The organism is Legionella shakespearei DSM 23087 (assembly GCF_000373765.1).
GTDB lineage: Bacteria > Pseudomonadota > Gammaproteobacteria > Legionellales > Legionellaceae > Legionella > Legionella shakespearei.
The window spans coordinates 59472-76800 of record NZ_KB892436.1; the positions used below are offsets into that span (position 1 = coordinate 59472).

Below are 17329 nucleotides of genomic sequence, written 5' to 3' on the forward strand. Positions count from 1 at the left end.
CACTTGGCTTAATTAAAAAAGGCAGTCACTTCTGCCGCATTGGCAATGGTGTCCTGATAGCCTAATTCAATCAGTTCACGAGTGAATTCCTTTTCAAACAATAAAAAGCTTAACAGATCACCAGAATGGCTTTTTGCCCCGAGGATATTCAATAAATACCTCAAGAGTACCGGCATGCTGCTAAAATGTTCTTGGGCTACTGATGCCATGTCTCTGCTTGGTCTTAGATGCAGAGTGGTAATTGGTCGCCAGGGTGAACGGCGTTTTTTCCACATGGACAGAAGAGTCGCAATTTCATTCATGCGATTCACCATTTCAATGTCCCTGTCTAGATTGTCCAAAAAGAGCCCGTTCATCATATTTCCCAAGATATGGGCAAAGGCAATATCGCCATTACGCAGAGACTCTGGATCAGTAAACTCTGGCAGTTCCCGGGTTCCCAAAATCATGATTTTATCGACCTGAGAGCGAATTGCTCCACGCAATGGGGTACCAAGCCCAACACTCCCATCCCCATAATGAAAACCATCAAGATGAATAGGAGGAAAGAATAAAGGCAGGGCACTGGACGCTAAAATATGTTGCGCATTAATAATCGCGTGCTGACTGGTATGGCGAGGATAATTCCAATCTTCAAAGGGTGTTTGTTGGCAATGATCATAAAAAGAAATCGTTTGGTGAGTCTCATAACAGGCGGTTAAAACCTCGAAAGTGTCTACATAACCTGCGCTGATATTTGCTGCAATGCGATTAAAATCTATAGTTTCGTCAAGAAATTGTCGTAAAGGCGTAGTATCCAGTAAATGCCCTGATTGACGTTGTTTTATAATCAGGGTACTCAGATTTCTCATTACTGATTTACCCAATTCATAATTACTTGCCTTGTAAATTTGCTGGCAATGGATTTCACCCCAAATCGATTCGAGTTTATCCAGGCCTGCTGGAAAATCATCCGCATTCTCAACGAGCACCGCAGCATTAATACTACCAACGCTCACACCGCTAACCATTTTGAATGGGAGGGCTTTGACTTGTAAAATATGGCCAATTGCTTTCAAAACGCCAGCCTGATATGCGCCTCGAGCACCGCCACCTGCTAAATAAAGGGCTTTTTTTGCCGTCATAACGTTACATTTTTTATAATTATTAATACGAAATATAGTTGAATATGGGTTGAATTGGCAAGAAAGAAATACAGTAACTGCTAATACACTTTAAAATCCTGAAAAATAGATATTAAAGTACATTGCAAAAAGTAAAAAATTCCTATAATTTAAAAATTTACCCTCCCAGAAGGAACAGAAAATCATGTTGAATTTATTTCGTGAGCAACCGCGTGCGTTTCACATGATTTTTATGTTGGAGTTGTGGGAGCGATTCGGCTTTTATACCGTTCAGGGCATCCTCACCCTTTATTTCATCCGTTATCTCGGATACAGCGATGTTGCATCATATTACACTTTTGGCGCTTATTCCGCATTAGTGTACGGCATGGTGGTCATAGGTGGTTATCTGGGTGATCGGGTACTTGGCACCAAAAGAACTATAGTTTTGGGGCTGGTTGTTTTAGCTGCGGGTTATTTTTCCCTGGCGATAACAGATAAAGAACATGTCTTTCTGGCTTTAGGGCTGATTTGTGTAGGTAATGGGCTTTTTAAAGCAAACCCCTCCAATTTATTGTCTAAATGTTATGAAGAAAATGATCCCCGCTTGCATGGAGGGTTTACCCTTTATTATATGGCCATTAATTTGGGCAGTATGGTTGCTTTATTTGTGGGACCAGCAGTGTCCAGTCGTTATGGCTATTCTTATGCTTATTTGATTAGTGCTATAGGCCTGGTTTTAGGATTGGCAAATTATTGGTTCCAGCATCAGCATGTATCGCATATTAATACTGACGCTGACAAGCGTAAGATAACCCTGCGTCATTGGGCTATAGTACTTCTCGGTGTCGCTGCCTTTACAGAGTTTTCTGCTTATTTGCTGCAGCACGTCATGCTCGCTAAAAACCTCTTATGGTGTATTACTATCCTGGTGGTGGTTGCCTATGGATTTATGATGAAGAAAGAAGGAAAAGCTTCTTGTATGAAAATGCTGGTCGCTTTTGCCTTAATGTTGGAGGCGGTTATTTTCTTCACTTTATATCAGCAGATGCCTACTTCTTTGAATTTGTTCGCTGTGAATAACGTAATACCCACTTTCTTTGGTATTACTATTGATGCGCAGAGCTTTCAGGCTTTGAATCCTATCTGGATTGTATTGATGAGTCCGGTATTAGCGCATTTTTACGGGCAATTACATAAAAAAGGCGTTGTATTTTCCATTCCTTACAAGTTCGCCTTGGGCATGACCATGTGTGCCGTAAGCTTTTTAATGCTCTATTTTGCCCGATATTTCTATACAGGTAACGGCATGGTTTCTTCCTGGTGGCTGATTCTCAGTTATCTGTTCCAGAGTCTTGGTGAGTTATTGGTTTCTGCTTTGGGTGTGGCCATGGTCGCTGAACTGGTTCCGGGGCGTATTGCAGGCTTTGTGATGGGTATGTGGTTCCTGACCTCAGCAGTTGCCGGTTTTATTGGTGCTTCTGTAGCATCTTATACGGCTCTTCCAGAAAACATTAAACCGGGTGTCGAATCATTAATTATCTATACAGATGTCTTTGCCTGTATTGGTCTGGTCACTTTAAGCATAGCCCTGTTAATGTGGTTCTTATCGCCACGCCTGAGTCGTTACATTGGCACAGACAGTGATAAAAAAAATAATGAAATAGAAGCGGTAGAATATTCTACAACTTACATTCCAAGCCATTAATTAACAGTAATTATAAATAACGTGAGTTAAGATTGTTTTATCCAGTCGTTACCTCGATGCTGTTCGGGCTGAGGAAGCGCGATAGCGCTGTCTCGAAGCCTTGGCATAGTACTTAGGCTTCGAGACGAGGCTATCGCCTCACTGCCATTAAGTTAAGGAGTTACGCCGTCCCGCGGCTTGTCCGCGGGATCCAGGAATCTCACTTCGAACTTAGATCTCTGGATACCGCGGACAAGCCGCGGGACGGTGGAGTACCGCTTCGGTTACATCGGCCTTCAACCCATGGATTGAGTTAAATTTAACCATACAATGATTTTTTAACTAAAAATGTGTAAACTATGCTCAAAACGACTCTTTTCTTAAATTACCGGAGGGGGGATGAAGAGCAAAATAGAATTAAGCGAACGTTCTCAAAAGCTGATTGAGCAGTATATACAGGCATGCGATCCCGGGATAACTTTTTCTGGCGCTTCTGAAGCTACTCAATTACTTGCCCTGTTGAATGATGAAATTATTCCTGCTTGTACTGCAACTGACAATCATGAAGACATTGAATTTCTCCGTGCGTCCTTGCACGCTGAATTGTTGACTGATTTATTTGCTTCCCTGAAAGGAAAGGCTAGTGCATTAAACCATACGGAAGAACAGTCGACTTTGGAAAACAAAATTAAATTTGTCCTTCTTGCTGGAGCAGGTACTCTTTTGGCTGCCTGTGAGGGTTTTGATTCTATGGCCACCATGTTAACGGTGCTTGCCTTGCCAGCGCCAGTTATTTTAGGCGCTGGAATCTTTTTTTCTCTATTATCGCTGGTTGTTTTTTACGGTTTTGACCTGGTTCAGGTTTCTAAAAACTTAGGGATCAAATTAATGGATGCTCCAAAATTATTGGACATTTATTTATTACAAATGAACGAAATCAAAGCGATTAGGAAAAAAATAAATTCTTATAATCTTGCAGCAATGTCGTTGGAAGAGCTACAGCAGTTAGAACACATTGTTTCTATACTGGAAAAACGTTTTCAATCAGTCCTGCGAGCGAGCAAGCAATTTGATGCTGCTTTGAACAGTAATACCATGCTGATAGTGAAAGAAGTATTTTCTTCTGCCGCAGGCTTACTCTTTTTCGGCAGCGGCTTTTTTGCGGGCCAATCGGTAGCACTTTATGTTTTGGGGCTATTTATCACCACAGTTACCCCAACCTTTTGGCCAGTAATATTATTCAGTGCGTTAGTGGGCGTTGCTGCGTTTAGTTTGTATTGGTATGTACAGCGTGTAGGGGTAAAACAACTGATAAGCGGTTGGTTTGGCCTGGATGAAGAAAAAATCACTTTGTTGTGTGATGAGAATAAATTAGAACATAATGAAGAGAAATTAATGAGCTTAAAAGAAAAAATAACCAGCACTCGGGAACTGATGATGCGAATAACAAATCATCAGGAGCAGGCTGAATCTGTCGGAGAAATTTCTGATGAGGCAGGTATTTTTTCTCCTGTCAAATCTGAGCCAACAGGAGAAAAAGCAGGGGCTAATATCTACTCATTTCACCATTCTAGGAACGCCACTGCGCCGCGCCGCCTCCAGGACGAATCTGAGAATTATGCGGCTGTTTTTGCGTATAACAATGGCTAGAGTCCTGGTGGTTTAAGCCGTAACTGATGTTTGCCAAATGCAGCGGCATATACACTAATAGGGAATGTCCCTGTAAAAAATCCGGATTTGCGGATAAATAAAATCCATTTAACTCACTTTTTTCATCAATTAATTCAGCGCTTTGGCTTCTTAAGGGCACCAGCGGTGAATTAATCACCATGGGATGTGGGCCTGTAGAAATCCAGCCATTTTGTTTCTTAAAGGCTTCTATTACCTGAATTATTTTTTCCGGGATATTCTGATTGGGTTTAGGGTAGATAGTATCACTGAGTTGATAAATGAATTCATAAGCTATGGGAGTATTTGCAAAAGCCAGATAAATGATTTCTTCATCCGGATTGGCAAGTTTATACTTGATAGCCTCGGTAAGGCCTACACTTTCTACTGTAGCGCTTGTCTTGAAATGGGGGCTAAGATAGAGATATGCAGAGTAAGTCGTTACCTGCTTTTGTCCTATAGTCAGTACTTGCCTGCAGGTACGTGAAAAACCCGCGATTTCATCGTTGACACCATAAAGCACAGTCAATTCACCATCTATGTCAGGACGTATAATCAAGTGTTCGAATTCATCCTGATCGGCGAGATGATATGATTTAGCGAGAAAGTGATATAAATCTGTAGATAGCTGTTGAGGAATATTATTTTGATAATCAACTACATATGAGTCAATTGCTATTACATCTTGCTTCTTCATGGTTCTCTCCATTGAACAATCTCCAAAGCCATCCATAGCCAGGCTGTACAGTGCATGAAAAATTGTACGACCTATTAATATATAGACATAACTTTCAAATTGTCAAACGGGAACGGTCGTATTTGGCGCATCAACCTGCACTCAAATCCGACCGTTCGGGCAAGAGCGTAATTCAAATATTCAGAATGTCTTTGACGAAGGGGATGGTGATTTTACGGTGAGCCGCTAGTGAAGCATCATCCAGGCGGTTCAGCAATTGGTGTAAGTCATGCATGTTACGTGAGCAACGATTAATTAAAAAATGCCCTACGCTTTCTGGCAAATCAAAGCCACGTTTTGTTGCATGCAATTTTAAGGTATTAACCTTTTCTTCATCACTTAGTTCATTGAGTTGAATAACCATACCCCAGCCAAGTCTGGATCGTAAATCTGCAAGCTGAATGGTACTTTGAGCCGGTGGCTGGTCTCCAGAAATAATTAACAGGCCGGTTTCCCCATCTTTGATTTTGTTATACAAGTGAAATAACGCCTCTTCCCAGGCCGGATCACCAGCTATGGTGTCTATGTCATCAAGGCAAACAAGAGCCTGGTCTTCCAGTCCTTCAATCGCCTGAGGTCCCCATTCCTTTAATAATGCCAATGGCAGGTATATTGCTGATTGGGTGGAATTGATGGCCTGACAGCAGGCTTGCAGCAAATAGGACTTCCCAATACCTTTAACGCCCCAAAGGTATAATAACCGGTCTTCTTTCAGGGTAAGCATGTGATGCAGTTGTTGCTGTAACAGGCCGTTATTTTCCCAGTTAAAATCAGCAAGAGTGGCTTCATCATTTATTTTTATGGCTAGAGCGAGCTGCTTGTTCATTTTAATAGTTCTTTTTTAGGCCAGGCCTTTTTTCCCCAGGTCCAAATGTAATCAACATAAGTGGTTGCAGTAGTGAAGGCGGTTAAGTAAATTAAAATGTCTTCTATATATTGGGGGAATTTAAAATAGGCAAGCTCAAACAGACATAAGGTGACCAGGGCTAATTGGAAGGTTGTATTGAATTTGCTGAGCAAAGTGGGTTCAAAATCCAGCTTACGTTGAATAAACCAATACCAGGCAAGAACTCCCAGTGAAATAGTCAAATCACGCAGAAAAACAAGAATAACCAGCCACCAGGGCAATGAACCCAGTAAGGCCAGTGAGATAAAGCTGGATGCGACTAACAATTTATCTGCTAAAGGATCAACAAAAGAGCCAAAAAAGCTTTGCCAATGGAAATACCTGGCTAACCAGCCATCCAGTCCATCAGTAAATCCGGCCAGAATAAATGTATAAAACGCATTAACGTACTCATCATGAAATAAATACATCAAGAACGGAACAATTAGTCCTAACCGAAACAATGTCAATGCATTGGGTAAGTGTTTTAGTATCATATCCCATACGATTTTAATTCCCTAACCTGCTGAGGGAATATATTGCGCCATAATTGCATCCACAGGGATGGATGCTGGCATTGGTATGATCTAGTTTATACAATACCAGTGCCTCTGTCACGTGATTGGCGAAGGTATCTTGTTTTGCAGTCCGCCGCCCCGCAAACAAGTCGCGGGACGACGGAATTTCTTAACTTATGAGTTATGGATAAGAAGCTTGTTTTATCCAGTCGTTACTTCGATGTCGTTCGGGCTGAGGAAGCGCGATAGCGCTGTCTCGAAGCCTTGGCATGGTGCTAAGGCTTCGAGACGAGGCTATCGCCTCTCCTCAGCCCGAACGACATCGAAGTAAATCAATCTTGTTATTCATAACTCACGTTGACTTAATGCAGTGCTTGTCAGACCCGATTATAGATTACTACCATACAAAGGATTGTCCTGTTTGATGTATACATTTTGAGCGTGATTTGATCTCAACCTCATAGTAAAAGAACACAGATGTGGCCAGGTTTCCTGTAATAGGAAATGCTTTTGCCAACTTAAAAGTCTGGGGTCAATATCTTTAGGCAATGCCTCGAATACGCTAAGGAGCACGCTTCGCACTTCATTCCACAATTCTTGAACAGATAACTGAAATTCATGGCTCACACTATCAATAAGAGAGCTGATGTTATTTTGTAATGTACTTTGAATGAAAAGAGTTCTTATTGCATTGAGATCGCTGATGTTTACAGACGAACTGGCTAATGATCCAGGCCTGGCTATTTCTTTATATAAAGGATGATCGGCAATTTTAATGAAGTCTGAATTATTGATTATTAAGCCTTGAGGCTTATCATCAGTAAAAACAATTAAAGTATTGTGCAGTTGCGCATTAAGGGTTATTCCATATTTTAATAACAAATGCATTTGGCTAAATAAAATGTTTTGACAATAAAGAGAAAAATAATTTAAGGGCTCCAATGTGCTTTCTTTAATTATTTCATGAAGTAATGTGGTCTTTGTCAGGGGCGATGTCATCAACAAGCTGTTCAAGGGAACTGCTTTTTGGTTTGCTGCCAGTAATTGGACTGGATTCTGTTTCAGACAGGCTGAAAATTTATTGGCTTGATATTGAGGGAGTGACTGGTCAAATAATCGTATGTTTCCCAACTCTCTGGTAATAAATAATGTATTGCCATAATGGTTTTCCGCAGTTAAAACTGCTTCAATCCAGTTGGAAATTTCAGCCTTTTGCGGCTGAAAATCAGTAAGTTGAGTGCCTTTTACATAGGGGGTATTGACGCTTGTTGCCAGTTGCATGCAGCAGTTGGGATTTCGTTCCGATAACAAAGTATCTAAAGACATGGAAGGGATTAACGTCTGATGATGAGGCAATAAGACAAGTGACTTGTCATCAATCATTTCTGCACATAAATTCTGTAATTGATTGCGCCATTGCCAGGGGTGAACCGGGACGGGGTAGTAATCCTGAGGACTCAAATGATTGCAGCGCAGTTTGTCTTGCCACAAGGCATATTCATAGGGGAACTCTCTGGCTATTACTGTATTAAAAAGCATCGAATCAGCAGTACTGCATGTTTTATCCTTTTTCAGGGCACACCAGTGGATACTGATTTTGGCCTGGAACTCAGGTGAGTTTTGCAGTACTTCACGTCGGGTAAATCCTGTTTTGGCTTGAAAGGAAGGATGGTAATGATGACCGCTAGCCCCCCACTGTTCTAAAAATAATAATGATTGATGGGTTGATAATTTATTCTTTATCCAGGACCACAAACTCTGGTATGGGCTTGCTTCATTAGCCAATTGATTGTTCCAGCATTGCCTGTATGCCTGAGCCAAAGCTTCATTAGCAATAGATTCATCCAACTCATTTCGAATAGTTTCCCATTGAAAAAACTGGCTGGCTGGCATGGATTTTTTCAACTTCAACTGTAACTGATCAATAAAATCATGCACATGATGGCTTGCGATGGGAGCGTTAATCAAGCCCTCACTGAGCGCTGCGTGTTGTAAGCGTCGTAATGTTTCCTTATGAGCCAGAGTAATAAAATAATCTATGGCATTTTGCGGAAGCCCTATGCCAATTTCGAATAATAAAAACCGTAACTGATGACTGAGTTCATGAAAACTTCCATATGCCAGGGCCATTACCATCTCCAGAATTTAATACCTTACATATTAATATAAATGATAATCATTCTCATTTGCAAGAATGTTATATAAATAATTAATGACAGTAAGGAACCGGCCGTACTTAAGATGTTTTGTAGCCCGGTCTATTCCTGATCAACTTCTTTCTACGTCGTCCTGAGCGCGTCTTTTTGCGCGAAGGATCTCCAAATACTGGCACCATGCCGCTTTCAGGAGATCCTTCGCGCAAAAAGACGCGCTCAGGACGACGTGGAGCCGTGTAGGGCGCAGTTTCGAAGCCTGTATTAACGACATTGCTACTTCGATCCTGTATTACGCTTCGCTAATACAGGCTACGACTACGATATAGAATGTCATGGAGAATTAAGTAACTGTTTCTGTCTCATCACTTAGGTGATAAAATTCACTACTTTGTTTTATGGGTAGGTTGAATCAATGAATTACAGGCCTGATATTGATGGATTGCGCGCTATTGCGATTCTGTTAGTCTTAATCTACCACGGAGGCCTTTCCCTTTTTCCTTCCGGTTTTGTTGGTGTCGATGTATTTTTTGTTATTTCAGGTTTTCTGATTACGAGTATTATTCATAATTCATTAAATAGCGGCAATTTTTCTTTTATCGATTTTTACAACCGCAGATTATGGCGACTTCAGCCCGCTTTCGTGTGTGTGATTTTTTTAACAACAGTCCTGACGGCGATTTTTTTTCTACCGGACGATTTGGTTCAATACAGTCGTAGTGCACGTAAAACGTCCCTGTTCCTTTCTAATTTATTTTTTAACCAGACAACGACGGGATATTTTTCCCCTGATACTCACCAACTTCCTTTACTGCATACCTGGTCTTTATCTATTGAATGGCAATGCTATTTGCTTTTACCCATAGCCATGTATTGTCTGCACCGAATGTTCAGCAAACGAAAAATTATTTTTGTCGTCTTTATTCTTACTTTTATATTCTTGTTCCTGGCGCTCTATAACTCACAAAATGCCCCTGCTCAAACCTATTACCAATTTTCCAGCCGTATTTTTGAGTTCCTGATTGGTGCTTGCGTTGCTTTAATGCCTTTGAGCAGCACTTCTGACGCATCTGCATTATCGTCCATGAAGCATTTTCTGTTAAATGGCATTGCTCTGGTGGCTGTAGTGACTATTTTCTACATAGCCAGCCGGGATCATATATTACTTGGATATCCTGATTGGTATGCTTTTGCTGTTTGTGTCGCTACAGGTGTACTCATTGCCTTCGGGCGTTTTTATCCTGGCATTCACTGTGTCGCCATACTCTCGTGCAGACCCCTGGTTTTTATAGGATTGCTTTCCTATTCACTTTATTTATGGCACTGGGTTATTTTTTCGATTATCAGATATCAAAGTATTGATGAAACGTCGTCCGTACTGCTTTTTGCGTACAGCGCCACTTTTCTATCAGGGTATTTGTCCTGGCGTTGTATTGAAAAGCCATCGCGGCGACTAAAACAAGTTCCTTTTCGTTACACTTTTGCCAGTTTGCTTCTGTTACCTGTCCTGTTTACTCATGCCGCATCCTATTTAATTAAAAATCACTCCGGTTTTCCTCAGCGCTTTGATCAGGAGTTGGTGACTATTTATCAAGAACTGGAGCGATATGCCAGTGAGCGAAGGCCTTTGTGTATTAGTAAGCACCATACCGATGATGAACAGCAGTGTACTATCGGTGCGGCTGATGCAAAAAATAAAAAGGCGCTAATGATAGGCGATTCATTTTCTAACCATTATTGGGGGTTTATGGATACTCTGGGGCGTGCTGCAGGCGTTTCCATTTTGGCTCAGGGAACTTCTTCTTGCATTACTTTGCCGGGAGTTGACCTTTTTGACTGGTGGCATTTTAAAGATAAAATTTATCAGGAATGTCATGATCAAACCGCCCGATATTATCGTATGATTCAGGAAAATCATTATGACTATGTCATCATTGGGCAAGTCTGGGGTAATTATTTATCAACCAGCCTCATTAATCAGGAAGGTGATGATCGTTCTATGGAGTTGGCGAAACAGCGCTTTAGCATTGCCCTGGATAAAGCCTTGCAGCAAATAGTTGCTTCCGGAGCAAAACCGGTTCTCATTAAATCGACTGCGACAACGAATGGCAATGTTCATGACTGCTTTTTTAAACATGTTAAATTGCGGCAGCCTTATGATTCCAGTCAGTGTACTTTCCCTATCCAGCTTTCAGAAAATGAGCGCTGGATTTACGGATTATTTGCTGAAATGAAAGTGAAATACCCGCAATTAATTCTCATTGACCCTAAAAAAGTGCAGTGCAAAAACGGAGAATGTAATGCGGGATTGAATGGCATTCCCGTTTTCAGAGACGAAGGACACATAACCGATTACGCTTCCTATCAATTTGGCGCTTTATATTTGAAAGAATTTGGTAACCCATTAATGTCCTCCTGAGCTGAGGAATCCCCCGAACTATCCCCTTGAGCCTGTATTGTGACTCGCTAATCAAGAGTACAAAAGAGCATCATGCCAAGAAAACCGAGCCGCGACCGTAAGGAAGCGGAACAGTTCGCTGCACTCCATTGTTGATTGCTCATTAGGTGTAAATCAAAATTTCCGCTCCCTCACGGTCGCGGCTCGGTTTTCTTTAGGTAATGAGAGCATAAGCAAACAGGAAATGTAGTGCTCATAAAAAAATCATTTTCGTGGGGATACTTCAGATCCTGAGCTCGTCTTTGCGAAGGATCTCCAAATGTTGGCACCATTCTTGTTTTGGGAGACCCTTCACGCTCAGGATGACGTACCTAAACATTTATTTGTGATTTTCTTCGTTTTTACGGTAGAGGATTACTGTATGACCAATCATTTGCACCAGTTCCGCCTGTAATTGTTCGCTGAGTTCATGAGCCATTTCGATACGGCCTTCCTTTTCTGCACCATTAATTTTTACTTTAATCAACTCATGTGCGAGTAAGGCAATATTGGTTTCTGCGATAACTGCTTCAGTTAATCCTTTTGCCCCCAGTAAAATCACTGGTTTTAAATGATGTGCCTTAGCTTTTAGTTCGCGTTTGAATGAATTATCCACGTATGTTGCTTCCTGATCTTTAAAATGGCAAATTATTGCACGTTTTGCTGGGAAAAGGTAGTAAAATTCAGTATCATAGCAGAAATTGAATTTCTAATTGACCGTTATGAGTCGTACTAAAAGTAGTAAACGTTGGTTGCAAGAACATTTTGATGACGTTTACGTTAAAAAAGCGCAGGCAGAAGGCTATCGCAGTCGGGCTGTATATAAACTAAAAGAGGTTGATGAAAAAGAGTCACTTCTGAAGCCTGGCATGACCGTTGTTGACCTTGGAGCGGCCCCTGGCGGCTGGACTCAATACGTCTCTGAAAAATTAAATGGTAAAGGGCGTATTGTGGCTCTTGATATATTGCCCATGGATGCATTGCCTGATGTAGATTTTATTCAAGGTGATTTCCGTGAAGATGAAGTGCTTGAGGAATTAATAAATTTGATTCCAGAGCGCAGTATAGACTTGTTATTATCAGATATGGCCCCAAATATGAGCGGGAGTACGGCGATTGATATTCCCAGGGCTATGTATTTGGTTGAGCTGGCTTTTGATTTTGCCGAAAAAATGTTAAAGCCGGGGGGAACCATGCTGGTTAAAATTTTTCATGGTTCCGGTTTTGATGATTTAGTAAAACAGGCTCGCGCTTCATTTGACAAGGTAGTGATTCGTAAACCTTCCGCATCACGATCTCGCTCAAAAGAAACCTATTTGCTGGCAAAGGGCTATAATTTATAGTAGCTTTATATATATAGCTTGATAGATCATGAACTGCTGATTTGGCAATTTGATTTGGAAAGGTTATTTTATCGTTCTCACAACAAAGCTGTAAGTAACTAACGAGGTTAATACTTTGAACGACATGGTTAAGAATTTATTTTTATGGCTGATTATAGCGATTGTTCTCGTCTCTGTTTTCAGTAATTTTGGCCCTCGTAACTCTGTTGCTGAGAAGGTTTCCTACAGTCAGTTTTTAAAAGAAGTTGATCAGGGCATGGTTAACTCAGTGACTATTGAGGATAACAAAATAATCAAAGGGATGACGAAAAATAACAAACGTTTTGTCACCTACATGCCTATGCAGGATAACGCCCTGTTAGGTGAGCTGCTTAAAGGGAAGGTTGATGTAAGCGGTCAGGAAAAGCAACAAGAGAGTTTCCTCTTGCATTTGTTCATCAACTGGTTCCCTATGCTGTTATTAATCGGTGTCTGGATATTCTTTATGCGGCAAATGCAAGGCGGCGGTGGCCGAGGAGCCATGTCGTTCGGGCGTTCCCGTGCGCGTTTGCTGGGTGAAGATCAGGTTAAAGTGACTTTTGCTGATGTGGCTGGGGTTGACGAAGCTAAAGATGAAGTGAAAGAGTTAGTTGATTTCTTGCGGGATCCTACCAAATTCCAAAATCTGGGTGGACGTATTCCTCGTGGCGTACTGTTGGTTGGTTCTCCAGGTACCGGTAAAACTTTGTTAGCCAAAGCGGTAGCCGGCGAAGCCAAAGTACCCTTCTTTACTATTTCTGGTTCTGATTTCGTGGAAATGTTTGTAGGTGTTGGAGCTTCTCGTGTTCGAGACATGTTTGAACAAGCGAAAAAACATGCCCCATGTATCATATTCATCGATGAAATCGATGCCGTAGGTCGCCATAGAGGCGCAGGGCTTGGTGGTGGACACGATGAGCGTGAACAAACCTTAAACCAGTTGCTGGTCGAAATGGATGGTTTTGAAGGCAGCGAAGGCGTGATAGTTGTTGCGGCAACTAACCGTCCTGATGTGCTGGATCCTGCTTTATTGCGCCCGGGTCGATTTGACCGTCAGGTTGTTGTACCTTTACCCGACATCAGAGGCCGTGAGCAGATTTTAAGAGTTCATTTACAGAAAGTCCCCGTTGATAATAACGTTGAAGTTATGGATATTGCACGAGGTACACCTGGATTTTCAGGCGCGGACCTGGCAAACCTGGTCAATGAGGCTGCACTATTTGCTGCCAGAGCGAACAAGCGAAAAGTAGGCATGTTAGAACTGGATAAAGCCAAAGATAAGATCATGATGGGTACGGAAAGACGTTCCATGGTGATGGATGATAATGAGAAAAAACTGACTGCTTATCATGAGGCAGGACATGCCATCGTAGGATTATCCGTTCCTGAACATGATCCTGTATACAAAGTATCCATTATTCCTCGCGGACGTGCGCTAGGGGTGACCATGTTTTTACCTGAGCAAGATCGCTACAGTCATAGTAAACGCCGTCTGGAAAGCCAGTTATCCAGCTTGTTTGGTGGCCGTATCGCAGAAGAGCTTATTTTTGGTATTGAAAGCGTAACCACTGGAGCATCAAATGACATCATGCGCTCCACTGAGATTGCTCGTAAAATGGTTACCAGCTGGGGATTATCTACTTTAGGCCCTCTTACTTTTGGTGAAGAGGAGGAAGAAGTATTTTTAGGTCGCTCCATGAACAAGCGCAAGGAAATGTCTGACCGGACAGCGCAACAAATTGACGATGAAGTTCGTGCAATTATTGACAGGAATTATCAGCGAGCTAAAGAAATTCTGGTCGCTAACATGGATAAACTGCATTTGATGGCAGAAAGCCTTATCAAATATGAAACCATTGATACGAAGCAGATTGCAGAAATTATGTCTGGAAAAGAACCTTCACCACCTGCTGATTGGGGTTCTTCAAAGCCTATTGAGAAATCAGAGGCAGTCAATGAAGCACCTGCTAAAGCTGTTAATGGTCAAACCATAGAAAAACCCGCTGAAGAGCTGTGATTCTTTCGTAGCCCGTATCCGCTTGGTCTGATACGGGATTACAACACCAATGAACCTGATGTTTCCCTTGCCGCCGCGTTATGTTACAGGCTATAAGGTGAAACATTTTTAATATGAGTAAATAGAGAGAGTCAGGTGAGTCCAGAACAATTTACGGGCTGGCTTGAGCGAAAAAGCCAGCCTGAGTCGCAATTGGTTTTTGAAAAACCACTAATAATGGGCATATTAAATAGTACCGCAGATTCTTTTTCTGATGGTGGTGACTTTTTATCCATGGACAGGGCTTGTGAGCACGCCTTTAATTTAATTGACCATGGAGCTGATATCATTGATATTGGCGGTGAATCAACCAAACCTGGGGCGGTTCAGGTTTCTCTGGATGAGGAATTGTCACGGGTAATACCGGTGATAGAACAAATTCGCAAGAACTCAGAGGTATGTATCTCAATTGATACCTACAAGCCTGAGGTAATGGAAGCAGCCATTGAGGCTGGTGCAAACATCATCAATGATGTCTATGCGCTTGGAAAAGAGGGAGCATTGGCCATGGCATCCAGGCTCAATGTTCCTGTATGTTTAATGCACATGCAAGGCGAACCGCTGACCATGCAAAATAATCCTGATTATCCTGATGGGATAATGGACGCGCTGGTTCGTTTTTTTGCGGAACGTATTGAAGCTTGTGAACTGGCAGGTCTGAATAAAAAGCAATTAATTTTGGATCCTGGTTTTGGTTTTGGAAAGAAAGTGAAACATAACCTAAACTTAGTAAGAAGGCTCAATGAATTGAATGATTTTAATTTACCCCTTCTTTTAGGTGTTTCTCGTAAAAGTACTATCGGCGCTGTCCTGGATAAGGATGTAACACAGAGATTAATCGGAAGTATCGCTTTGGCCCTTTATGCAACCATTAAAGGCGGAGTCGGAATTTTGAGGACGCATGACGTTGATGAAACCAGACAGGCATTACAGATGGTTGAAGCAGTAGCTCAGGCTGAATAGAAATATAATATTAAATCCGAGGTTTATTGTAGTATATTAGAGAGCTGGAATTCCTAAGCTTTGGATGACTTAATTAATAAAGAGGCATTGAGGATGAGTCAACGAAAATATTTTGGTACAGATGGCATACGTGGACACGTAGGCTTATCCAGTATTAATCCCGAATTTGTTTTGAAGCTCGGTTGGGCTGTCGGACAAGTGTTGGCTAATGGCCATAGAAAAAAAGTGGTCATAGGAAAAGATACCCGTGTTTCGGGATACATGCTTGAATCTGCTTTGGAAGCAGGATTATCAGCTGCAGGTGTAGATGTGGCCTTACTCGGCCCAATGCCTACCCCTGGAATTGCCTATCTCACTCAAACACTAAGGGCAAATGCCGGCATCGTTATCAGTGCTTCGCATAATTTATTCGAAGACAATGGAATTAAATTCTTTTCAGCTGATGGTGGTAAATTACCTGATAGTGTAGAAATGGATATAGAAGCTGCTTTGGAAAAGCAATTAAAAACAGTCGCGTCAGTAAAATTAGGCAAAGCAACACGTATCAGCGACGCCGCAGGCCGCTACATCGAATTTTGTAAATCGACCATCCCTTCAATGACCCGTTTGTCGGGTTTAAAAATCGTTGTGGATTGTGCTAATGGAGCCACTTATCATATCGCACCCAATGTGTTCTCAGAATTAGGTGCTCAGGTTATTTCCATAGGGGATAAACCGGATGGATTCAATATCAATCAGGATTGCGGTTCAACCGCCCCTGAATTGTTAAGAAAAAAAGTAGTCAGCCACAATGCTGATATAGGTATTGGACTTGATGGCGATGGTGATCGTGTTGTTTTGATTGATGCCAGGGGAAATATAGTCGATGGCGATCAGATCCTTTATATTATTGCCAAAGATCGACACCAAAGGGGCTTATTACACGGGGGCGTTGCGGGTACCCTCATGAGCAACTACGGTTTGGAATTAGCACTTGCTGATCTAGGCATTCCTTTTCTTCGTTCCAAGGTTGGGGACAGATATGTTCTGGAATCTCTGAGAGAAAAGGATTGGCGTATTGGTGGTGAAACATCAGGTCATATCGTGTGTCTGGATAAAACAACCACAGGCGATGGAATCGTTGCTGCCTTGCAGGTTTTATCCATTATGGTCAAACAAGACAAAACCCTGGAACAATTAACTCAAGGGATTACCTTGTTACCACAAGCTTTAGTCAATTTGAAAACAGATCATGCTGGACTGTTAGCTTCAAATCCCCAAGTACTTCATGCGGTCACCAATTTGGAAAAAAGTTTGAAAGGTGAGGGGCGAGTATTGCTTAGGCCATCTGGCACCGAACCTTTACTAAGGGTCATGGTAGAAGGCAGCAATGAGGCTTCTGTAAGGCAATACGCACAAAAACTATGTGATGATATCAGCCTTATTGACGCACGTTTGAATGATACCAAAGAACCTGTTTAAGGATAAAAAATAATAGTGCGCAGACCCTGCCAGCGTCTCTCTCAGCTCCACGCAGATCTACGTCGTCCTGAGCGCGTCTTTTTGCGCGAAGGATCTCCCAATACTGACACCATGCCGCTTTCAGGAGATCCTTCGCGCCAAAAGACGCGCTCAGGAGGACGTAGATCGGGGAATGGTAAGTAACCGTTCAGGGGGTATGGGCTTATGTGTACTCGAACAGTCAGATTTGAGCTCAGGTTGAGATAGGGCTGAACACATACAATGGTAAAGATATGTAGATTCGTAGCCCGTATTAGGCGT

General features: G+C 42.0%; 13 protein-coding genes. 7 read left to right on the forward strand and 6 right to left on the reverse strand.

Features of this window, described 5'->3' with window-relative positions; all coding sequences use genetic code 11:
• Window positions 1–8: 8 nt before the first annotated feature.
• A complete protein-coding gene (locus tag B094_RS0114750) occupies window positions 9–1124 on the reverse strand; it encodes a patatin-like phospholipase family protein (RefSeq protein ID WP_018578594.1) in 1116 nt (371 codons plus the stop codon).
• Window positions 1125–1308: 184 nt separating this feature from the next.
• On the opposite strand from B094_RS0114750, the gene B094_RS0114755 reads away from it, so the two are divergent.
• Together B094_RS0114755 and B094_RS16350 are read left to right on the forward strand one after the other, a co-directional pair.
• A complete protein-coding gene (locus B094_RS0114755; RefSeq protein WP_018578595.1) occupies window positions 1309–2811 on the forward strand; it encodes an oligopeptide:H+ symporter in 1503 nt (500 codons plus the stop codon).
• Between the two features lie 378 nt (window positions 2812–3189).
• On the forward strand, window positions 3190–4440 hold the full coding sequence (locus tag B094_RS16350) for a hypothetical protein (protein WP_018578596.1): 1251 nt from the start codon (window positions 3190–3192) through the stop codon (window positions 4438–4440).
• On the opposite strand, the gene B094_RS0114765 is transcribed toward B094_RS16350, so the two are convergent.
• The 4 genes from B094_RS0114765 to B094_RS0114780 all read right to left on the reverse strand — a co-directional run bounded on the left by B094_RS0114765 (window position 4361) and on the right by B094_RS0114780 (window position 8728).
• Entirely contained in the window at window positions 4361–5155 is a 795-nt protein-coding gene (locus B094_RS0114765; RefSeq protein ID WP_018578597.1) for a hypothetical protein, read from the reverse strand. The two genes, B094_RS16350 and B094_RS0114765, sit on opposite strands and share 80 nt — an antisense overlap.
• 172 nt (window positions 5156–5327) lie before the next feature.
• Window positions 5328–6020: a DnaA regulatory inactivator Hda gene (gene hda / locus B094_RS0114770; RefSeq protein ID WP_018578598.1), complete on the reverse strand. Its 693-nt coding sequence runs from the start codon at window positions 6018–6020 to the stop codon at window positions 5328–5330.
• Entirely contained in the window at window positions 6017–6577 is a 561-nt protein-coding gene (locus B094_RS0114775; protein WP_026254054.1) for a CDP-alcohol phosphatidyltransferase family protein, read from the reverse strand. The genes hda and B094_RS0114775 overlap by 4 nt, the downstream gene beginning before the upstream one ends.
• Before the next feature lie 408 nt (window positions 6578–6985).
• Window positions 6986–8728, reverse strand: coding sequence for an IucA/IucC family protein (locus tag B094_RS0114780; RefSeq protein WP_018578600.1), 1743 nt, complete (start codon window positions 8726–8728; stop codon window positions 6986–6988).
• A gap of 438 nt (window positions 8729–9166) precedes the next feature.
• Here B094_RS0114780 and B094_RS0114785 point away from each other — a divergent pair, with 438 nt between their 5' ends.
• A complete protein-coding gene (locus tag B094_RS0114785) occupies window positions 9167–11170 on the forward strand; it encodes an acyltransferase family protein (protein WP_018578601.1) in 2004 nt (667 codons plus the stop codon).
• Window positions 11171–11528: 358 nt separating this feature from the next.
• Here B094_RS0114785 and yhbY read toward each other — a convergent pair whose 3' ends face one another.
• On the reverse strand, window positions 11529–11804 hold the full coding sequence (gene yhbY, locus B094_RS0114790; protein WP_018578602.1) for a ribosome assembly RNA-binding protein YhbY: 276 nt from the start codon (window positions 11802–11804) through the stop codon (window positions 11529–11531).
• Between the two features lie 106 nt (window positions 11805–11910).
• Here yhbY and rlmE point away from each other — a divergent pair, with 106 nt between their 5' ends.
• The 4 genes from rlmE (at window position 11911) to glmM (ending at window position 17029) form a co-directional block, all read left to right on the forward strand.
• Window positions 11911–12531, forward strand: a complete 621-nt coding sequence (gene rlmE, locus B094_RS0114795) for a 23S rRNA (uridine(2552)-2'-O)-methyltransferase RlmE (RefSeq protein WP_018578603.1) — start codon at window positions 11911–11913, stop codon at window positions 12529–12531.
• A 124-nt stretch (window positions 12532–12655) separates the two neighbouring features.
• Entirely contained in the window at window positions 12656–14566 is a 1911-nt protein-coding gene (gene ftsH / locus B094_RS0114800) for an ATP-dependent zinc metalloprotease FtsH (protein ID WP_018578604.1), read from the forward strand.
• A 135-nt stretch (window positions 14567–14701) separates the two neighbouring features.
• Complete coding sequence (gene folP / locus B094_RS0114805) at window positions 14702–15568, forward strand: dihydropteroate synthase (RefSeq protein ID WP_018578605.1); 867 nt, start codon at window positions 14702–14704, stop codon at window positions 15566–15568.
• A 93-nt stretch (window positions 15569–15661) separates the two neighbouring features.
• A complete protein-coding gene (gene glmM / locus B094_RS0114810; RefSeq protein ID WP_018578606.1) occupies window positions 15662–17029 on the forward strand; it encodes a phosphoglucosamine mutase in 1368 nt (455 codons plus the stop codon).
• Window positions 17030–17329 lie beyond the last annotated feature (300 nt).